Consider the following 4,287-nt stretch of genomic DNA (forward strand, 5'->3'; position numbering starts at 1 on the left):
CATCCCACCGCAACGTTCGTGACGATCGCGAGCGCCCCTCGAGCGGGTGAGACGGGAAATCTATACACTGATTTGCCGTTACGATAAACCGAAATATTTTTGCACGCGGGGCTTGCACCGTCGGGCAAATCAGTGCTTGGCGCGTGCCAACAAAGCTCCAGCCTCCGCCTGGCCGCCACCGGCAGCGCGGAAGCAGCCATTGCGCGAGATGTGCTCCCTTCCACAGGATATGATATGTCGAAGCGTTGATACGTGGAATGTCAGCCAGGTCATACATGCCGGCCCTTTGACTCCCTATGGTGGAGCAGGCCCACGCAGCCGCAACCGAAAGGGGTGCGCCATGGCTTATCATCGAATTGCTCATCATCGAATTTCGACGGGTTTCGCTGCTGCAGCGCTGCTGGCGTTGCCGTACCAGGGTTTGCGGGCGGAGACCGCGCCCATCACAGAGGAGGTCGATTTCGCGATCTCCTGCGCGCCGACGTCACAACAGGCATTCAGGCACGCGACCTGGACGCTGCATTCGTTCTGGTACCCCGAGAGTTCACCGCGATCGCGGCCGCCGATCCCGGCTGTGCGATGGCGTATTGGGGCATCGCGATGAGTCACTGGTACCCGCTCTGGTACCCCCCGTCGCCTGCCGCGCTCAAAGCCGGTTCCGAGGCTGTCGCCAGTGCGATGGCGGCCCCAACCCAGACGCCGCGCGAGGCGGATTACATCGCAGCGATCGCCGCCTTTTATCGCGACAGTGACAAGCTCAACCATCAGACTCGTGCGATCGCCTACGAAAAGGCGATGCAGCAGGTGCATGAACGCTACACTGATGACCGCGAGGCCGCGGTGTTCTATGCGCTCGCGCTGAACGCCAGCGCGCTCAAGACCGACAAGACCTTTGCCAACCAGACAAAGGCGGCCGAGATCCTCAACAAGATCTGGAAGGAGGAACCGAACCACCCTGGCGTCGTGCACTATCTGATCCACAGCGACGACTCGCCGCAACTCGCCGCAGCCGGGCTGGACGCCGCGATCTGCTATGCCAAGGTCGCCCCCGACGTGCCACACGCGCTGCACATGCCGTCGCACATCTTCACCCGCCTTGGCATGTGGCAGCAATCGATCGATTCGAACCGCGCCGCGCACACCGCCGCCCTCAATTACGTGCATCAAAGCCATGGGCCCGGAAGCTTTGATCAGGAAACCCTCCACACGATGGACTATCTCGAATACGCCTATCTGCAGATCGCGGAGGATGGCCTGGCCAAAGAGGTGGTCGACGAACTTGCCGGCTTCCGCCAGAGTGAGGGCGCGAACCTGGCCGGGGCTTACGCCATCGCCGCGATCCCGGTTCGTTATGCGCTCGAGCGCCACGACTGGCCGGCCGCCGCCGCGTTGAGCGAGCCGGCGATCGGCTTCCCGCTTGAGCGCTTTCCCTGGGCAGAAGCGATGATTGCCTATGGCCGTGCGCTGGGTGACGCGAAGACTGGAAACATTGCCGGCGCCCAGACGGAGATCGACCGCCTCCAATCGCTTGAAGACAAGCTGAAGGGCAACGACGCCTATTGGGCCAACCAGGTCGAGGTCCAGCGCCTGGCGGCCGCCGGCATCCTAGCCCGCGCCCGCGGCGACGACAAAAGCGCCGTCTCGCTGTTGCGGGCCGCGGTCGATCTGGACGCCACGATGGACAAGCACCCGGCCACCCCGTCCTCGGTCCTGCCGGCGCGCGAACTGTTGGGGGATCTGTTGCTCGATCTCAACCAGCCGGCGGCAGCCCTGATGGAGTACCGTGCGATGTTGAGCACCGATCCCAACCGCTTCCGCAGCCTTCTCGGCGAGGCCCGAGCCGCGAAACAGATGGGTGACGCCGTGACCGCTCGCGACGCCTACCAGAAGCTGGTAGCGCTCAGCAAACCCGACGGTGCGATGCGCCCCGAACTGGCCGAGGCGACGTCCTATCTGACGAACTGACTGTCACCCCGGCGGCCGCAGGACACCGGGCGGCCACTTCGGAGGGCGTGCGTCCAAGTCGTCGGCGCTATCGCACCCGTCGACATCAGACACCGCCGCAATACCGCGGCGGCCAGGCGCTATACTGAAGGGCTCATCGATCCGCAGGACTTAAAGGATTTGATCAGGTGCCCGTTCCAGCACTCCTGGTGCTCCTGGGCGTAGACAACCAGGCCCATGAAAATCAGGGCCGCCAGGACACACCCTGCTACGACGTTCTGCACCATGGCTGTCACTCCACGGAGTTAGCGCACTGTCCGGCGGCGGCTGAAGACATCCCCGTCTCCGCTGCGTCACCCGATTGCCCCGTGATCCAGTCCCCGGATCCATCTGGCCCAGGGAACTGGGATCGTGGGCACCTGGACGAGCCGACCGAGCGCGGTTGACGGGCGGCCGGTGCCAGATTGTCCTGACGCGCGAATTTTGGCAACTTATTCCGACGGGGTACGTCGATTGCTGCCTTTGGGCAGCGAGCGGTTCTCTGGCAATATCCCCGTTTCAAACGGCGTGGGAATCCAGACGCTTCTGTTTTTCATCAAAGTCGATTTCACGTTCATCATTTGGGTGAAAATTATGATCGGCGTATTCGGCATCGCAAGCGTGGCTGCGGGCTCCGCGCTCGCCTGGTCTGCAAACTGGGACCGATCGAAAGCTGAAATCCTGGAGGCGTGCGCGGGGACACTCCTGATTGTCAGTCTCGCAAGCGTCGGCGCAGCGCTGCCCGATGGGATCTCCGAACTGGTCCCGATTCTCGCCCGGTGCGGATGCGAGGGGGTCCATCACTGAAGATGCCCGAGTTCGTCGGCTGGCGCGGCGAATTCGGTGCCGCGTCCGACGAATGGCTACCGCCTGTTCGCGGCGGAGCTTACTTGGCGAGCGCGGCGCGCGCAGTCTTGATGTAGTCCATGCACTCGGACCAATCCTCCTCGATCACCTCGGTCTCGGCATCGCCGAGCGCCTTGCGCAGCGTGGCGAGCACAGGCGCCGGATGTTTCTTCTTGAGTTCCGCCTTGATCATCGCAACGCCCTTCTGGCAATCGGACTTGTTGTCCGCCCTGGCCACGGTCGGGCTGATCATCACGACGATTGCTGCGGTTAACAGCACTGAACGTAGCATGCATTGTCCTCCAAGGCTGCTCGGTCGATGGGCCGGGACCGAGAGAACGGGAAAATGATAACAGGGTGGTGACCCGCTGCATAATTGCACGAACAATCTTGGGGCAGACCGCCGGGGATAGGAGACCACTGCCTGCCCGCAACCCTCGCATTTCTGCTTCGCGTTCAGCAGAGACTAAGCGAACGGGCGGCGGAAACTCATCCGCGAGGCCGCTCCATGCCCGCACACTTGATTGCCGCGAGCAGATTTTCGGTGTCCGAGGAAAGAAAATCGATCAGGCGCCTCGCGGCATCGGGCGTTTGGGAGTCGCTGACGACAGCGGCTGTGAAGGTCTGGACAAGCTGGAGGTCCGGAGGCAGCAGACCAGCCAGCTCGATCCCGGCCTCTTGAGCCAGTTCGCTGGTCGGCGCAATCGCAAGGTTTGCCTCACCCGCTCTCAACGCTTCGGCCGCCTCGGTTCCGCGCGCCTCGAGGGTGAGCTTGACCGTGTCGGGCAGATTGAGCCTCGGGAAAACCTTGTCGCGGACGTATTGTCCGCTCGTGCTGCTCGGCGCCACCACCAGGCCAGCATCAATCAAGGCCTTCCTGATCGCGACGACGGTGCCGATGTCAGGCTTTGCAGAGCCGGACCGAACGGCGGCGGCCAAGGGAGCTGTCGCCAGTCCGATTTCAGATCCCGGACGAATCCGCCCGTCTTCGTTCAGCTTTTGCAGGCCCTCCCGCGAAAGTATGACCACGTCCGCCTTGGTGCCGTTCGCAAGCTGGTGCCTGATCGTTTTTGGACCGGTGCCCTCCGAGGCTCCGGATCCGGTTTCCACCTTGATCCCAGTACTTCGCTCGAATTCAGGCAGGACTTCCCGGTACACTGCAGCGAAACCACCCGATATGATGACCTTGATCGTTTTGGAAGTGTCGATCATTGCGCCTCCGCTTTCATATCCGAGCCACCTCGACCCAGGCGCGGCTACGTTCCCGCCAATAGCCGTTGAATGTTGGCACGATGGCGAACGATCACCTAATACCTCTGCACGGTGAATTTGACGGGTTGAGCGCTGGATCAGAGTAGGTCCGGCAGTTGGTTGGGATCAGCGAGCAGTTCGATGCTGCGGGGTGTCCTCGGCTGCCTTTGGATGAATCCTGCCCGTTCGAGCGTCAGCACCATCTGA

Annotated in this window: 4 protein-coding genes; 2 read left to right on the top strand and 2 right to left on the bottom strand. The window is 62.5% G+C overall.

Annotation, left to right across the window (positions count from 1 at the left end; all coding sequences use genetic code 11):
• The first annotated feature begins 579 nt into the window (after positions 1-579).
• Complete coding sequence (locus tag JQ586_RS40000) at positions 580-1,965, top strand: hypothetical protein (RefSeq protein WP_212400116.1); 1,386 nt, start codon at positions 580-582, stop codon at positions 1,963-1,965.
• Between the two features lie 390 nt (positions 1,966-2,355).
• The gene (locus JQ586_RS40005) at positions 2,356-2,790 is read left to right on the top strand and encodes a hypothetical protein (protein ID WP_212400117.1); all 435 of its coding nucleotides are present in this window, start codon (positions 2,356-2,358) and stop codon (positions 2,788-2,790) included.
• 79 nt (positions 2,791-2,869) lie between these two features.
• On the opposite strand, the gene JQ586_RS40010 is transcribed toward JQ586_RS40005, so the two are convergent.
• Together JQ586_RS40010 and JQ586_RS40015 are read right to left on the bottom strand one after the other, a co-directional pair.
• A complete protein-coding gene (locus JQ586_RS40010) occupies positions 2,870-3,121 on the bottom strand; it encodes a histidine kinase (RefSeq protein WP_212400118.1) in 252 nt (83 codons plus the stop codon).
• Positions 3,122-3,318: 197 nt separating this feature from the next.
• Positions 3,319-4,041: an extracellular solute-binding protein gene (locus JQ586_RS40015; RefSeq protein WP_212400119.1), complete on the bottom strand. Its 723-nt coding sequence runs from the start codon at positions 4,039-4,041 to the stop codon at positions 3,319-3,321.
• Positions 4,042-4,287: the final 246 nt, after the last annotated feature.

The organism is Bradyrhizobium jicamae (assembly GCF_018130215.1).
Lineage (GTDB): Bacteria > Pseudomonadota > Alphaproteobacteria > Rhizobiales > Xanthobacteraceae > Bradyrhizobium > Bradyrhizobium jicamae_A.